Annotated in this window: 10 protein-coding genes; 1 reads left to right on the top strand and 9 read right to left on the bottom strand. The window is 68.7% G+C overall.

Annotated elements, in window-relative coordinates; all coding sequences use genetic code 11:
• Window positions 1-45: 45 nt before the first annotated feature.
• From NF681_18945 to NF681_18905, 9 genes are all read right to left on the bottom strand, one after another.
• Window positions 46-831 (bottom strand): ABC transporter permease, encoded by a 786-nt coding sequence (locus NF681_18945; GenBank protein UST56006.1) that lies wholly within the window; start codon window positions 829-831, stop codon window positions 46-48.
• Between the two features lie 116 nt (window positions 832-947).
• Window positions 948-1,739 (bottom strand): ABC transporter ATP-binding protein, encoded by a 792-nt coding sequence (locus NF681_18940; GenBank protein UST55952.1) that lies wholly within the window; start codon window positions 1,737-1,739, stop codon window positions 948-950.
• On the bottom strand, window positions 1,736-2,749 hold the full coding sequence (locus NF681_18935) for an ABC transporter substrate-binding protein (GenBank protein ID UST55951.1): 1,014 nt from the start codon (window positions 2,747-2,749) through the stop codon (window positions 1,736-1,738). The genes NF681_18940 and NF681_18935 overlap by 4 nt, the downstream gene beginning before the upstream one ends.
• Before the next feature lie 70 nt (window positions 2,750-2,819).
• Window positions 2,820-3,686 carry a creatininase family protein gene (locus NF681_18930; GenBank protein UST55950.1) on the bottom strand — a complete coding sequence of 289 codons (867 nt, stop codon included), beginning with the start codon at window positions 3,684-3,686 and terminating at the stop codon, window positions 2,820-2,822.
• A gap of 51 nt (window positions 3,687-3,737) precedes the next feature.
• Window positions 3,738-5,093 carry an amidohydrolase family protein gene (locus NF681_18925; GenBank protein UST55949.1) on the bottom strand — a complete coding sequence of 452 codons (1,356 nt, stop codon included), beginning with the start codon at window positions 5,091-5,093 and terminating at the stop codon, window positions 3,738-3,740.
• Between the two features lie 16 nt (window positions 5,094-5,109).
• Entirely contained in the window at window positions 5,110-5,697 is a 588-nt protein-coding gene (locus NF681_18920) for an NAD(P)H-dependent oxidoreductase (GenBank protein UST55948.1), read from the bottom strand.
• Window positions 5,698-5,784: 87 nt separating this feature from the next.
• Window positions 5,785-6,429 carry a TetR family transcriptional regulator C-terminal domain-containing protein gene (locus NF681_18915; GenBank protein ID UST56005.1) on the bottom strand — a complete coding sequence of 215 codons (645 nt, stop codon included), beginning with the start codon at window positions 6,427-6,429 and terminating at the stop codon, window positions 5,785-5,787.
• A gap of 294 nt (window positions 6,430-6,723) precedes the next feature.
• Window positions 6,724-8,859: an EAL domain-containing protein gene (locus NF681_18910; protein UST55947.1), complete on the bottom strand. Its 2,136-nt coding sequence runs from the start codon at window positions 8,857-8,859 to the stop codon at window positions 6,724-6,726.
• A 753-nt stretch (window positions 8,860-9,612) separates the two neighbouring features.
• The gene (locus NF681_18905) at window positions 9,613-10,971 is read right to left on the bottom strand and encodes a replication initiation protein (GenBank protein UST55946.1); all 1,359 of its coding nucleotides are present in this window, start codon (window positions 10,969-10,971) and stop codon (window positions 9,613-9,615) included.
• A gap of 667 nt (window positions 10,972-11,638) precedes the next feature.
• Here NF681_18905 and NF681_18900 point away from each other — a divergent pair.
• Window positions 11,639-12,808 (top strand): AAA family ATPase, encoded by a 1,170-nt coding sequence (locus NF681_18900; protein UST56018.1) that lies wholly within the window; start codon window positions 11,639-11,641, stop codon window positions 12,806-12,808.
• Window positions 12,809-13,621: the final 813 nt, after the last annotated feature.

The following is a 13,621-nucleotide window of genomic DNA, read 5'->3' as shown; positions in this document are numbered from 1 at the left end:
CGTGGCGGTCATCGGGGTCGTCGGGTTCATGGGGAGGTCGCCTCGTCAGTCCTTGGACAGCTCGCTGGCGTGCCAGCCGCCGAGCGCGCGCCCGGACAGCCAGGCCATGGCCGCGAACAGCGCGACGCCGGTCAGCGAGATCAGCAGCAGCGCGGCGAACATGCGGGGGATGTTGAGCTGGAAGCCGGCCTGCAGGATCTGGTAGGCCAGCCCCGCGCCCGCGCCGCCGGTGCCGGCGACGAACTCCGCCACCACCGCGCCGATCAGCGCCAGGCCGCTGGAGATGCGCAGCCCGCCGAAGAAGTACGGCAGCGCGCTCGGGATCCGCAGGCGCGTGAGCTGCTGCCAGCGCGTGGCCCGGTTCAGCCGGAAGTACGCCTGCAGGTCGGGGTCGACGCTGCGCAGGCCGAGGGTCGTGTTGCTGATGATCGGGAACAGCGCGACCAGCGCGGCGCAGATCGTCATCGCCCCGGTCGGGTTGCGCACCCAGATGATGATCAGCGGCGCGACGGCGACGATGGGCGTCACCTGCAGCAGCACGGCGTAGGGAAACAGCGCCGTCTCGATGCGCTTGCTCTGCACGAACAGGAACGAGATCGCCACGCCCGCCACCGTGGCGACGGCGAACGACAGCAGCGTGATCTTCAGCGTCACCAGCAGCGCGTTGCCCAGCGGCACCCAGTCGGTGACCAGGGTCTGCATCATCAGCAGCGGCGACGGCACCAGGTAGGGCGGCAGTTCCAGCGCGGTGACCGCGACCTGCCAGATCGCCACCAGCACCAGGCCGACCAGCGCCGGGTAGACCACGCGCTGGACGCGCGGCCGCGCCATCAGCGGCACGCGCGCTCGGACCGCGGGCTTCGCCGGCGCCGCGGCGGCGCCCGCCGTGGCCCGGGGCGCGGGCGCCGTCGCCGGCGGCGCCACCGGGGCGGAATCCGCGAGCGCGTTCACGACACGGTCTCCGCGCTGGCGCGCAGCAGGCTGTCCTGGAGCCGGCGCGCATGCTGGGCGAAGCGCGGCGACACCATGAAGTCGGCCGTGCGCGGGTGCGGCTCGTCGATGACGAACTGCTCGACCACGCGGCCCGGACGCGCGGCCATCATCACCACGCGCGTCGACAGGAACACCGCCTCGTGGATCGAGTGGGTCACGAAGACCACGGTGAGCTTCCGCTCGCGCCACAGGGCCAGCAGTTCGGCGTCGAGCTTGTGGCGCGTGATCTCGTCGAGGGCGCCGAAGGGCTCGTCCATCAGCAGCAGGTCGGGCCGGGTCACCAGCCCGCGCGCGATCGACACCCGCATCTGCATGCCGCCGGACAGCGCGCCGGGCAGCGCGTCAGCGAAGCGGTCCAGCCCGACCAGTGCCAGCACCTCGGCCACGCGCGTGTCGCCCTCCCCGCGCGGCACGCCGGCCAGGTCGAGCGGCAGGCGCACGTTGGTGCGCACGCTGGCCCAGGGCATCAGCGTCGCCGACTGGAACACGAAGGACAGCTTGTGCGGGCAGTCGTGCAACTGCGCCACCGGCTTGCGCCAGACCAGCAGCCGGCCGTCGGTGGGCTCCAGCATGCCGGCGATCATCTTGAGCAGCGTGCTCTTGCCGCAACCCGAAGGCCCCAGCAGCGTGACGAATTCGCCCTCGGCGATCGTCAGGTCCACCGGCAGCAGCGCCTGCGTGCCGTTGGGATAGGTCTTCTCGGCCGAGCGCACCTCGACCGCGGGCGCCGGGGCGTGGACCGTCATGGCAGCACCTTCGCGTCCTTGACGAACTCGGTGCTGTAGGTGGCGGCCAGCGCGACCTTGGCCGGATCGATCAGCTTGGAGGCGACCAGGAAGTCGTAGCTCGCCTTGGCGCGCGCGTCGGTCAGCGACCCGATGCCCAGCGTGGCCGCGTCGCCACCGGTGACCATGCCCATCTCCTTGAGCTTGGCCACGCTGTAGGCGAGCTGTTCGTCGGTCATGTTGGGGTTCTCCTTCCTGATGAGCGCGTTGCCCGGCGCCGGATCGGCCAGGTAGCTCTTCCAGCCCTCGGCGGACGCCTTCACGAAGGCGGCGACCTGGCGCGGGCGGGCCTTGAGCGTCTTCTCCATGCACGAGACGGTGGTGGCGTACGACGGGTAGCCGTGGTCGCTGAACATCAGCACGGTCGTCTTCACGCCGGCCTTCTGGATCGCGAAGGTCTCGGACGTGAGGTAGCCCTGCTGGGCGGCATTCCGGTCGGCGACGAACGGCTGGATGTTGAAGGTGTAGGGGCGCGTCTGCTCGTCGACCAGGCCGAAGCGGGCCTTCAGCCAGGGCCAGTAGCCCCGGTTCGCCTGGGCGCCGATCAGGATCGTCTTGCCCTTGAGGTCCTCGAACTTCTTGACGTCGTCGTGGGCGATCAGCACCTGGGGGTCCTTCTGGAAGAACGCCGCGACGTTGACCACGGGCACGCCGCCTTCGCGCACCTGCATCATCTGGATGTCGCTCGAGCCCATCACGCAGTCGGCCTGGCCGGCGGCCATGATCTGGGTGATGTTGACCTGCGGGCCGCCCATGCGGATCGTGACGTCCAGGCCGTGCTTCCTGTAGATGCCCTGCGCCACCGCCTGGTAGAAGCCGCCGTGCTCGGCCTGCGCGTACCAGTTGGTCATGTAGGTGAAAGGCTCCACCGGCGCGGCGGTCTGGGCCCGGGCCGGGGCGGCGAGGCAGAGGGCCACGAGCGCGGCGAGGCCGCAGTGCGATGCAGGACGGAAGGCGGGATGCGGGCGCATGGGAGAACCTTTCAGGCGAGGGGATGGAAGGACGGACGCGGGATCGGGGAGGTGACGCAAGGAGCGCGCCTCAGGCGGCGGCGCCGGGCGCGGATTCGACGAAACCCTGGTGCTGGCCGCGCTCCCAGGTGGCCGCCTCGCGCACCACCCAGCGCAGCGCGTGCAGCTCGGTGAGCACCTGCACCCAGCTGTCGGCGAGCGTCTCCAGGATCTCGAGACCCTGGGCGCGCGTGGCGGTGGTCGGGTCGCCGATGACGCCGCTCGGGCCGAAGTCGCGCGCCGTCCAGGCGCAGGCCGGGCGGCCGTCGGGCGAGAGCAGCGCGACCGGGAACGGCGGCGGGTAGTTGGCGACGGCGTGTTCCATGCGCACCGTCTCGGGCGCCAGGGCCAGCATCAGCGCCGTTTCCGAATGGCCGGCGTGCATCGCGAGCTGCTTCTCGCGCGCCGTGATCTGGCGGCCCGACGCGTTGGGCAGGCGCGAGACCCCGTGCGGCACCACGACGAAGTCGCCGTGCCGCAGGCGCAGCTCGCGCGCGGCCATCTCCAGCACCTGGGGCTGGCCGCCGTGGCCGTTGGCCAGCAGCAGCTTGCGGAAGCCCGCGCGGTAGACCGACTCGCCGAGTTCCGTGACGGTGGCCAGCAGCGTGGTGCCGGTGAGCGTCATGGTGCCGGGAAAGTGCAGGTGCTCCTCCGACTTGCCGTAGGTGATGGGCGCCATCGCGAAGGCCGGCACGGCAGCCGGCAGCTTCTCCAGCGCCCGTCCCATGACGCCCGAGGCAATCACGCTGTCGACCGAGCACGGCAGGTGCGGCCCGTGCTGCTCGATCGCGCCGCAGGGCAGCACCACCACGGTGTCCTCGCGCTGCGGCAGGGCCGCGATCTGGGTCCAGCTCAGGTAGGGCAGGAAGCGGTGGGGCGGGATGTAGCCGTGCAGCATGGAAGTGGGCCTCGGAAGCGATGGATGGGAATGGGGCGTGCGTCCATGCCGTCAGCGCGCCGGGCGCCATGCCGGCGGCGCCTCGCCCTGCGTGACGGTGCCGTCGCGCAGCACGACGCGGGCCCCGCCGCGCGAGGGCCAGCCATGGCGATCGGCCTGCGTGAACAGCACCAGGTCGGCCGGCGCGCCGACGATCGACGCGGTGCCGGGCCGGTCCCGGTCGAGCCAGCCGGCGCGGCAGACGGTGTCGGACCAGGCGTCGAAGGGCGTGTCGAGCTGCGCCACCAGCGCCGCCAGACCCAGCGCCTCGACCGGGTCGAAGCTGCCCGAGCGGCAGAACGGGTCCTGCACGTTGTCGCTCGCGAACAGCAGCGGAATGCCGCGCTCGCGCGCCTCCTTGACCAGCGTCAGCCCGCGCCGTCGTGGCGTGCGGCCGGTGGTGGCGTCCTGCAGCAGCAGGTTGGTGGCCGGCAGCGACACCAGCGTGATCGGCGCGCGCGCCACGGCGTCGAGCGTGGCCAGCGCCTGCGCCTCGGGCTGGGCCGCCAGCGCGCAGGCATGGCCGCAGACCACGCGGCCCTCGAAGCCGATCTCGCCGAGCAGCCGCGCCGTGGCGGCCAGGCCGACGGCCGAGGCCTCCAGCTCCTCGTCGACGTGCAGGTCCACGTCCAGGTCGCAGGCCTGGGCCGCGAGCAGCAGGTTGCGCAGCGCGTTCTCGCTCCAGTTGGTCGAATGCACGAAACCGCCGAGCAGGGCGTCCGGTCCGGTGGCGGCGATGGTGCGGGCCAGCCGCAGCGCCTGCGTCCGGTCCTCGAACAGGGGCAGCTTGACCAGCGCGACGCGCTCCAGCCGCACCCGGCCACGCCACTCCTGCGCCAGCTCGCGCAGCACGGCCCAGGCGACCGGCACGGCATCGGCCTCCCACCAGTCGACGTGGCTGCGCAGGCGCGTGGTGCCGCTCTCCCAGGCCCAGCCCAGGCCGCGCCCGGCGCGCTCGCGCACGTCGGCCGTGGTCCAGTGGGCGCGGTCGGCCAGCATGGCGTCGATCGCGCCGAGCAGGCCCGGACGCACGTGCGTCATGCGGCCGAAGGTGAAGCTCTTGTCGAGGTGCGTGTGCGCGTCGACGAAGCCCGGCAGCGCCAGCGCGCCGGCGGCGTCCCAGGCGGCGCGAGCGTCGACGGCGGACGCGCCCGATGCGCCGGACACACCGGAAGGCGGCGCCGTCGCGGCCGCGTCCAGCGCCGGACGCAGCGCCGCGACGCGGCCATCGGCCAGGGTCAGGTGCGCCAGCGCGGCGACGCCGTCGCGCACGGGCCAGTCGGTGGGCAGCAGCCAGCGTGGCAGGCGCAGGCGGTCGATGCTGGCGGGCACGGTGGTGGCGGTGGCAGTGGGGTGCGGAGCGTTCACGGCATCGGCTCCCGGCTCAGGCGAAGCGCGCCATCGCCTGGCCGACGCGCGCCTTGAAGCGGCCGCGGCGCTCGGGCGTGGCGGTGTTCATGTGGTAGCACGCGTGGTAGTCGACCTTCGCGCGCTGGCCGGTCAGCCGCCGCAGGTAGCGCGTCACCAGCTTGCGCGGCGGGTCGCCCATGTACAGCGCCATCCAGCGCGGGCGGCCGTAGGTGACCACGGCGGCGATGCGACGGATGTGGGTGAGCATCGGCTTCACGTCGGCCGGATCGCTGAGATCGAAGGCGACCCCGGGCATCAGCAGGCGGTCGAACCAGCCCTTGAGCATCGCGGGCGGGCCGAAGCACCAAGTCGGAAAGCACAGCACCAGCGCCTCGGCCCACTGCAGGCGCGCGACGTGGGCCTGCACGGGCGCCCGGTTGGACGGCACGTCGTGGTAGCCCAGGCGCTCGGCGCGGGAGAGCACCGGATCGAAGCCCTCGGCATAGAGATCGCAATCGTCGACCTCGTGACCGGCCTCGCGCAGGTGGCGCACCACGTCGGCGTGGAGCGCCGCATGGAAGCTGGTTTCGACCGGATGGCAGTAGACGACGAGCACGCGCATGGACTTGACCGCTTAATCAGAGCAACTGGTCAGATTAAGCAATCCGTGTGCCAGCGGCCACGCACCGCCTTGGCGCGCGCGCCGGGATCAGGCAGCGGGCAGCGCCAGCCCGCAGCCGGCGAGCACGAAGGCCACCAGTTCGCGCTCGATCGGCGCGCGCTCGAGCGGCGCGTCCGGCGCCACGTCGAGCATGACGCGGGTCTGCAACGCGCAGTCGGCGTAGCTCTGCGTCATGGCCCAGACGTGCATCAGCAGGATGCGCGCGTCGAGCGGGCGCATCAGGCCGCGCGCGATCCAGCCGTCGATGACGTCGACCTTGGCCTGCGTCCAGGCTCGCGCGTTGGGCCAGTAGCGCGCCAGGTTGCGCCCGCCGTCGAGCACCTCGCGCGTGAAGATGCGCGAGATCTCCGGCGCGTCGAAGGCGTGCGCGAGCTTCTTGCGGACGTAGTCGCTCAGCACCGCGGCCGGATCGTCGGCCGGACCCTCGAAGGCGAACACCACCTTCCAGTCGTGCAGGCACTGCATGAGCAACTCCTCGTACAGCTCTTCCTTGCCCGCGATGTAGTAGTGCAGCTGCGGCTTGGTGAGCCCGGCGCGCGCGGCGATCGCCTGGGTGGAAGTGCCGCGCAGTCCGTGGGCGCTGAACTCGCTGACGGCCGCCTTGCGGATGGCGTTCAGGATCAGTTCGCGTCCCGGCCGCGCGCGCGAGAGCGGTCCGTCCGGCCGGGGCATTTCGCGCGTCGCGCCGCGATCGGCCGACCCGTCCGATCGCGCCACCGGCGCGGCGCGCATCGCGGAAGCCACGTCGGGGTGGGAAGGCAGGCAGGAGGTCGCGCGTGTCATGGCGGCGATCGTAATCGGGGCCGCGACGCGGCACGGGACGGCGTGGCGATCGTGGGATGCAGGCTCGCGTCGCCGCGCGACGGCTCGGCCCGCATCGCTTCGGTATGGCACTTCCCGTGGAACGACCTCAGGGAAGCTGCCGATGAACAACGCTTCGGCGGTCTTCCCGTCGATCCGCGGCGTCTAGGACGCCGTGCCGGAACCGGGTCGGCAGCGGCGGTCGTCCAGGAAGGTCTTCTCGAAAGCGCCCGCCGTCATCGGGCGGCCGAAGAAGTAGCCCTGCCCTTCCCGGCAATGGGCCCGCATGAGGTCGGCCTGCGCCTGGGTCTCGATGCCTTCGGCGATCACCTCGAGTTCGAGCCCCTGCGCCAGTCGCGCGATGGCTTCCACGATGACGAGGTCCCTGGCGCCCGTGTCGGGACCGCTCACGAAGGAGCGGTCGATCTTCAGGCGCGTCACGGGAAAGTTCTTCAGCATCGTGAGGGAGGCGAAGCCGGTGCCGTAGTCGTCGAAGGCGATGCCGATCCCGATGTCGCGCAGCGCCTGCAGGGCCGCGTGGATGCGGGCCTCGTTGCACAGGATGGTGTTCTCGGTGATCTCCAGTTCGAGGGCGGAGGCGCACAGCCCGGTCTCGCGCAGCACCCGCTGCACCACGCCCGGCAGCTCGCCCGAACGCAATTGCGCGGCGAACAGGTTGACGCCGATGCGGAACGTCGGGTGCTTCGATGCGCGCCACGCCGCCGCCTGGCGGCACGCCGTCTCCAGAATCCACTCGGAGACGGGAATCGCCAGGAGGCTGGTCTCGAGGGTCGACAGGAAGGCGGCGGGCGTGAGCAGGCCGCGTTCCGGATGGTTCCACCGGATCAGCGCCTCCGCGCCGACGACGCACGCATCGGAGAGCCGCACCTGCGGTTGGTAGTACAGCGCCAGTTCGCCACGCTCCCACGCCTGGCGGATGCCCGAACTGATCGACGTGCGGGTCTGGGCGATCGCCTGGAGGTCGCGCGTGAACGCCCGGGCGCGACCCTTGCCGTCCGTCTTGGCCTTGTAGAGCGCGAGGTCCGCCTGCTCGAACAGGGCGTCGATGGGCCAGGCCGCCCCCGAGGCGAAGGACACCCCGGCACTCGCGCCGACATAGATCGAACGCTCCCCGAGTTCCACGGGACGCTCGATCGCCTTGATCAGGCGATCGGCCATGCGCAAGGCGGTCGACGGATCGTCGACGTTCCTCATGACGACGACGAACTCGTCGCCGCCGAGCCGGCACGGCAACCCGAGGCCGGTGGCGACGTCGGCCAGCCGCTTCGCGACAGCCTTGAGCACCTCGTCGCCCGCCGCGTGGCCCAGGCTGTCGTTCACGTCCTTGAAGCCGTCGAGATCGATCAGGATCAGTGCGACGGACAGCCCGGCTCCGCTGGTCGTCGCGAGGTCCGCATCGAGGAACGTGCGGTTGGCCAGGCCGGTCATCGCGTCGTATTCGGCGGCGTACTTCAGCCGTGCCTCGGTCGCGAGACGCTGCGTGATGTCCCTGGCGATCGCGCCGAAGCGATGCTCCCCGCCTTCGACCCAGTGCGACAGGGACAGCTCGATCGGAAACTCCTCCAGGTTGCGTTTCAGGGCGGGCACGGTCACCAGCGAGCCGACGAGCTTGGTCTCCAGACCCGCCGCCGCGCGTTGCAGTCCGGCCTGGTGCATGGCCCGGAACTGCGGCGGGATGATGATGTTCAGGTTGCGGCCGATCACGTCCCGGGCCTCGTAGCCGAACATGCGCTCGGCCGCCTTGTTCCACGACAGGATGCGGTTGTGCTCGTCGGCGCAGATGATCGAATCGGCCGACGATCCGGCCACGGCCTCGAAACGTTTCCGCGCATCGGCCTCGATGGTCGACAGGCGGCGGATCTCGAGCTTGTCCATGACGAGCGTGGCCAGATTGACGAGCAGTTCCTGCTCGTCCTCGGAGAGTCCGTGGGGTCGCGGCACGACATCCTGGATGCAGAAGGCACCGATGGCGAAGCCGTTGGGCGTGAGCAGCGGCGTGCCGGCATAGAAGCGGATGTGGGGCGCGCCGGTCACCAGGGGCGAGCGGCAAAAGCGCTCGTCGCAGGTCGCGTCCGGAACCACCAGCACCTCGTGGCCGAGCACCGTGTGCGTGCAGAACGAACCCTCGCGCGGCATCTCGGTTGCTTCGATGCCCTGCCTGGCCATGAAGAACTGCCGGTCCTCGGCGACCAGGGAGATCACCGCGATGGATGCGCCGAAGATCCGCTGTGCATACCGGACCAGCGCGTCGAGGCCGGGTTCGGGGTCCGTGTCCAGCACGTGGTAGCCATCGAGTTCTGCCAGACGTCGTGCTTCGTTGTCTCGTGTCGAATGATCTATTGTTTGCGTCATACTGAATCGTCGGCTGCACTTCGCAGCAATTCCCACCACTCGATCAAGCGCGCTCGGCCACATCCGATTCCGGATCGGCGCCGCGCGAGCGGATGACATCGTAGTTTCCATTTCCGGAATTCACGGATCACCGCGACTCCGCCTAACGCGAACGTTTTAATAAGTCTCGTCGAGTCACTCAATTCTTCAATGGCAATGTGGCGTCGAACGCGACGGCGTCGCGACGCCTGCGCATGAGATGACGCGGCAGCGACCGGGATGCACGCATTGAACGGGATCGGCAGGGTCATGACGTGGTGGTGCGCAAGAGCGCAATGGCTGGCCTTGTCGCGCAGGCGTCTCGGTCATCAACAGGCTTCAATTGATGAAAAGGCGGCACGCGGCTGAAGTAAAAACCGCCCTCAATTGCCAGAGCCCGTTGACAAATCGCATTGCCAATCACTCCGTTCAACATCGACTCGCATCGAGGGAATCAGATTTCACGGATGGGAATCAAAAGGGTGAGCAATGCAATCACCGCTCATGCAACAGCGGGTCATTGCGACACCCCCGGCGCGGATGACCGCCGACGTTCACGGCACGCGCGTCCAGGGTGGGCGCTGAACCTGCACGGCGGGTCGCGCCGATGCCCGCACCGATGCGGCAAGCCCGCGCGCGACCGAGGCGACCTCCGCGGGCGCCCTACCCGGCCGTTTGCGAGCCGGCGGCGATCGCCAGCAACTGGGTGTCGGTCGGTCGGTCCCATCCGGCGCCATGGACGGCGTCGGCGTAGAACCTCACCATCTCGTGGCGCACCATCGGATGCGTCCAGCCCTTCGCGCTCAGGCGCTGGATCAGCGCCGGATGCGCCTTGCGTTCGAGCAGGCGTTCCTGCAGACCCTGGGTGAGTTCGGCCTGCCGGTGCGCGGGCATGGCGGCGATCTCGGCCGCCAGGGCTTCGATGCGTTGCGCGAGCCAGCGTTTCTCCCACTGTGCGAGGCGTTCACCGGAATTGACCGGGGACGGTGCCACGACCGGCACGACGTGGCCCGTTGCCTGGGCCACCGTCTCCGCGGCGGCGGCCGCATGACCCGGCAGCACGCTCTTGAGGTAGCGCAGCGGATCGCGCAAGGGCTCGGGAAATGCATGCGCCGCACGTTTCTCGACGGCCTGGACGCCACTGGCGACCGCGCCGTCGCCGAATTCCTCGATGAGCCGTTCGACGCGTGACGCATCGATGCCAAGCTTCTCGGCGCTCGCGAGCACGGCGACGTCGACGGGTCCGGCGGAGTTGCGCTGCTGCACCGCCAGGATGCGCTGCGGCTTCTTGCGCACGGTGAACTGGAGGTCTGCCACGAAGCGGCCCGACTTGTATTCCAGCATCTCGACCTCGATGTCGGCCAGGGCGTTGATCTCGGCCAGGGCGGGCCGCAGGGTGTCGCGCTTGAAGATCCGGTACTCGAGCTTCTGCAGGCGCGCATCGTCGGGCCGGCCGAGCAGGACCGGCCGCCACCAGCCCCACGGTTTGCGTGCCGTCTGCCCCACGCCCAGGTAGCGCGAACAGATCTCGTAGAGCGCCACCGACGGGTGCGAGCCCAGCTGCGAGATGACGTCCAGCGAGAGCTTCGCGAAGATCTCCGGATCGAGCAGTTCGTGCCGCATGTTCACGGCATAGGACCATTCGACGAACACCTGTCCGCGCTCCTTCGACAGTCGCGCGTGCGAGAGCATGCCGCAGACGTCCCAGGTCTGCCACTCGCCCGCGGTCGGAGACTGCCACTCGACCAGCGTCGAGACCATCGAGCGCAGATGCGTCTTGATGATCTTCATGTCGCCGCTGTTGTAGTCCAGTCCTCGGACGATGTCCGTGAGCGCGGCCCGGAACGTCTCGCGCTCGAGTCCCTGGTCCTGCGCGATATGAAGCAGCACGTTCCAGGTGCGACGCCCGAGGGCCGTGATCTTGCTGTTCTGCGGAACGAGCGCCAGCGAGAACACGGGCTTGCGCAGCGGGCCGACCGCACGCGCGCTCGAGCTTGGATCGGGGCGACTTTCGTTGAACATCGACGCACTTTAACGCCCGGCATGCGTCAGGTGAAACGGCGTTTCACCTGAAGTTCCGAACGCCGTGGATGCTTCGGGTACTTCGAAGCAGCATCGGCCGACCCTGCCCGCCGGCGCCAGAGGTCGCCTCTGTCACCGTAAAAGCTCCGCTTGGGACGACCTCGACGTGCCTGCATGGCCGCTGGATCAACTGTAAAAGCTCCATTTCACGGGGTTGCGATGCGCACTCGGCCACGCCGGGTCGACTGTAGAAGCTCCGCGACGGCCGGATCCACGCGGTCCTTGGTCGATTCCAGCGATCCATCATGGGCAACCAGCCTCCGACTGTGTTCACTCCGTCTTCTCACCGAATGTTCGCCAGCAGCGCCTGTGTCCACTCCACACGTCACCGGAAAAGCGCCACATGTCACCGAATTTTCTCCAAATATGAGTCTAAGTCGTTGTTCTATAAAGGTTTTCTCGCTCCCAAAGTATTAAAGAGTTCGAAGTCTTGTAAGTTTAAAAATACCAGCGCTTCGCGGCCGGAGCTTTTTCAGTCGTTGAAAACCGGAACTTGGACGAGATTCGAATCGTTTGTGCAGTTCACGTCCAACACGCACAATCCGGTGCCAAGTCAACTGCACAACAACACATCATGGAAGTCCGTCCCCAGATCACATTGAGCGGCGTGCACCAGCAGGCGGAGGAAGCCGCCGCGATGCTGGCGAGCATCCGGGCGGCCATGCTGGCGCCGATGGTGCGCAAGGCATCGCCGGTCTTCAGTGCCGATCAGGTGGCGACGCTGTGCGAGGCGTCCTCCCGTGGCTCGTTCGCGCACAAGGTCGCGAGCCGGAAGGACATGCCGTCCGGGACTTTGGTCTCCAACGGACGCAAGCGTGTGTTTGAACTCGCAGAGGCCCGCCGCTGGGTGCAGGACTACCGGAAAGACATGCTTCGACCGCCCGGGGCCGAAGCCATCACCATCTCGATCGCGAACTTCAAGGGCGGCACCACGAAGACCACGACGGCCATGACGCTGGCGCAGGGCCTGACGCTGATGGGCCACAAGGTGCTGGTGATCGACACGGATCCACAGGCTTCCCTGACGACGTTGTTCGGCATCCTCCCCGATGTGGAGATCGGTGCGAAGGACACGATCATGTCGCTGGCCGACGGCTCGCTGACGACCGTGCGGCCGCTGATCCGCCAGACGTACTGGGATGGTCTTGAACTCGTGCCCGCGGCGTCCTCGTTGTTCGATGCGGAGTTCATGTTGCCTTCCAGGCAGGGAAAGGAGGGCCTGGCGGGTTTCGAGTTCTACAAGGTGCTCGACCTGGGCATCGATGACGTCCGGGACGACTACGACGTCATCGTCATCGACAGCCCCCCTGCCCTCTCCTATCTGACGATCAACGCCCTGATGGCGGCGAACGGCATCATCATGCCGCTGCCACCCGAGACGCTGGACTTCGCCTCCTCGACCCAGTTCTGGTCGTTGTTCTCCGACCTGACCGAGACGATGCTGGAGTCCCGGGGACAGACGAAGAGCTTCGATTTCATCAACGTGCTGCTGTCGCGCGTGCCGCCCAAGGCCGGCCGGGGTGCGTCCACGACCGCCGACGCCGTGCGCGAATGGATCGGTGCGACCTACAAGGAAAAGGTGTTGCCGCTGGAGATCCCCCGGACGTCCATCGCATCGCAGAAGTCGTCGGGCTTCGGCACGGTCTACGACAGTGAAGCGTCCGATGCCAAGGACAAGACGTACAAGCGGGCCAGGGACGCCTACGACACGTTCGTGCAGCACGTGGAAGCGTCGGTCCGCACAGCGTGGGCGAGGCAGCTGCACAAAGGCGTCTGAGGACCACGCCGCACTTACGTCGGCCAGCGGCCTGTGCAAGTGCGGCGGCGCGAGTTTCTTCGGCCGCCATGGTGCTTTGAGGCGGTGCCTCCGGGTGTTGGGGGCAGGGAACGCTTCCTACGGTGGGCGTCGTGCTCAGGTGCGGTGGCTTTGAGAAGCAGGCCTGCCGGACCTGCGCGATTCCAGTGTGGTGAGTGACTTCCCAAAGGTTGTTCCGGACGCAGATTCGAAGGGCTGCGTCGTCATCCTGCAGGGGGGGTTGCACGGTGCAACCCCCCCCCCGCGCTCAGCGGTCGCGGCCGTCGCCAGGACCTCGAGGGCGGGTGGCCCACGTGCGAAAACCGACACACGATCGAGAGGCGCGCGATCTCAGACTGGTGACATCGGCACCGACCACGCCCATTGACGGGGCATGTGGTGAGGCCATGCGAGGGTCTGCCAAATCGTCTGTGCCGCAGGCCTGTCTGTGCCGGACGATCCGGTTTCTCTTGCCTGCCACTGGCGCCAGGATCTGCCGGACGGCGTCTCGCCGGCGACGTTCGATTGCGCAGACCTTTGAGCGCTAGGACGGGCGGGGGAACGCGCCCCATGCACATTTGGACGGGTCGACATGGCGGCCGGGTCGTACGGTGCGACGATGGCGCTGGGAGCGTGTCGGAGCGAGCGACGTTCGCCTCAACGACTGCCATTGGTCATGAACGCCGCGATCGCCCTTTCGCGGTGGTCCGACTCAGGCTGTTCAATCGCCATCCGATGGCCCCTCACACGTAGCAACCGTGCCCAGGTGCAGAGCCGCTGATTGCCTGAACGCGG

This window comes from Comamonadaceae bacterium OTU4NAUVB1 (assembly GCA_024372625.1).
Lineage (GTDB): Bacteria > Pseudomonadota > Gammaproteobacteria > Burkholderiales > Burkholderiaceae_C > Variovorax.
Note: the sequence above shows the minus strand (reverse complement) of the source record. Positions and strands in the feature narration are given on the sequence as shown.